Here is a 2,102-nt window from a genome sequence, read left to right as displayed (position 1 = left end):
TCAGCTGGGCTGAGACTCGAGCGCCCGGCGGGCGAGGTAGGTCGCCCCGGCGACGGCCGCGGGCATCACCAGGATGCCGCCGAAGGGCACCAGGAAGCAGGCCTGGACGCAGACACCGAACCCGAGCATCGCGCCGCGGTGCTGGCGCATCAGGTCGGCGCGGGCGGCGCGGTCCATGCCGCGGGCCTCCAGGGGGCGCGACACGAGCTCGCCGGCGAGCAGGCGCCCGGAGACGATCAGGCCGAGCGTTGCTCCGATGATCGCGCCGATCACGGGCAGCAGCCCGATGAGGAACACGACGACGGCTGTCGCCAGGCCCATCACCACCAGCACCAGGCCGTCCAGCGCGCCGCGGATCCAGCCGACGCCGCGATCGGGGATCTCGCCGCCGAGGGAGATCTCGACCTGCTTCCAGATCCTCTCGTAGAACGGATCGCCCACCGCGAGGGTGAGCCCGGTGAAGGTGACGATCGAGAGCATCACCGCGCCGGCGAGCACGCCGATGTAGACGACGGTGCGGAAGATCGAGCGCGCTGCGTCGGCCCAGTCGTTCGCGAACGGGGTCGCCCAGGCGATCAGGTCATCGAGGACGAGGACCAGGCCGACGAACGCCGCCGCCAGCAGGACCATCACGATCACGGCCGGCACGATGCCCAACGCCATCAGGCGGGTGCGGGTGCGCCACAGCCGGATCCCCTGCAGCAGGAAGCCGGCGCCCTGCCCGAACCCCATGCCCCGCGCTGCGCCTGCCATCACGATCCGCCGGCTCAGAACAAGGCAGAGGCGAGGGCGGCGCGGCCCTTGAGGACGCGCGGGTCGTCGTTGCCGACCGCACCGAAGAGCGCCAGCAGGTGCTCGCGGGCCTTGTCGCGGTCCTTGCCGGAGGTACGACGAACCAGCTCGACGAGGCGCGCGAAGGCGTCCTCGACGTGGCCGCCGAGCATGTCCAGGTCGGACACGAGGGTCTGCGCGTCGACGTCGTCGGGGGCGGCTGCCGCAGCAGCGCGGGCCTCGTTGATGTCGACGCCCTGGGTGCGCTGCAGGACCTTCGCCATCGCCAGGCCCGCGGCGGCCTCGTGGTCGGCGGGGTTGCCGTCGACGAGCTTCTGGTACTCCGCAACGGCCAGGTCGATGTTCCCCTCGGCCAGCGCGTCCTGGGCGGGTGCGTAACGGGGGTCCACCTCGGGCTCGCCGCCCTCCTCGCCCTCGACCCCGGTCACGGGGGCGCCGAAGGCGTTGGGCTGGTGGCGACCGGCGATGCCCTGCGCGGTCAGCTGCTGTGCGAGCTGGTTGAACAGCGCGCGGATGTCGTCGATCGGAGCCGCGCCCGGGATCGGCTGCGTGGCCGGGCGACCCTCGAGGATCACCAGCATCAGCGGCACCTGCTGGATCTGCATCGCCTGGGCGATCTGCGGATTGGCGTCCACGTCGATCGTGGCGGCGAGGAACCGGCCGTCGTACTCATTGGCGACCTGGATGACGTCCTCGGCCATGTCGACGCTCTCGGGCACCTGGCGGGCCGAGTGGAAGACCAGGACGACCGGGGCGTTCATCGACGCCTCGAGGACGGTCTGGAAGTTCGCCTCGTCGACGGCCACGGAGTACGCCGAGGTGGCCCGGCCACCACCGGTACCACCGCCGGCACCGCCAGCGGGAGAGGCGGGCGCGCCGGCCGGGGCCGGGCGCTGCTTCAGCGCCGAGAGATCGATGGCGCCGGGACGGGAGAACGGCTGCTGCGTCATGGACGCAATCCTACGGAGCGTCGTCAGTTGGGGACGCGGGGGCCACGCAGGCCGGCCCGCTGCACGACGCGCTGGATGGCGAGGTCGCGGTCGTCGGGACGGCCGACGTACCGGATGTCGCGCAGGCCCTGCTCCTGGGCGGCGGACTCGAAGCAGAAGTGGCCGAAGCCGAGGATCCGGCCGTGGAGCGGCTTCTTGACCGAGATGTCGAGGATCCGGCTCAACGGCATCGTCGCCAGGCTCTGCGACAGCACGCCGTGGACGCGGAAGACCCGCATGTTGGTGATCACGAACCGGTCGCGCAGGACGGCGAGTCCGCCCCACGACGCGTGCAGGAGCAGCCCGGCCGCGACGATGATG

General features: G+C 71.9%; 3 protein-coding genes. All 3 read right to left on the bottom strand.

The window, feature by feature from the left end; genetic code table 11:
* Positions 1–753 (bottom strand): EI24 domain-containing protein, encoded by a 753-nt coding sequence (locus ACOADB_RS24795; protein ID WP_378605150.1) that lies wholly within the window; start codon positions 751–753, stop codon positions 1–3.
* Positions 754–767: 14 nt separating this feature from the next.
* Positions 768–1,742, bottom strand: coding sequence for a co-chaperone YbbN (locus ACOADB_RS24790; protein ID WP_378605147.1), 975 nt, complete (start codon positions 1,740–1,742; stop codon positions 768–770).
* A 23-nt stretch (positions 1,743–1,765) separates the two neighbouring features.
* On the bottom strand, positions 1,766–2,102 hold a 337-nt coding region (locus tag ACOADB_RS24785; RefSeq protein ID WP_378605144.1), incomplete at its 5' end, for a PH domain-containing protein.

The sequence above is a fragment of the Nocardioides sp. CPCC 206348 genome, from assembly GCF_048654705.1.
Lineage (GTDB): Bacteria > Actinomycetota > Actinomycetes > Propionibacteriales > Nocardioidaceae > Nocardioides.
The sequence above is the reverse complement of the archived record's forward strand: the minus strand, read 5'-3'. Positions and strand labels throughout refer to the sequence as shown.

Bases quoted from the DNA above. Each gene is read 5' to 3' on its own strand.
- ACOADB_RS24790 (WP_378605147.1), bottom strand. From the start codon at position 1,742: ATGACGCAGCAGCCGTTCTCCCGTCCCGGCGCCATCGATCTCTCGGCG.
- ACOADB_RS24795 (WP_378605150.1), bottom strand. From the start codon at position 753: ATGGCAGGCGCAGCGCGGGGCATGGGGTTCGGGCAGGGCGCCGGCTTC.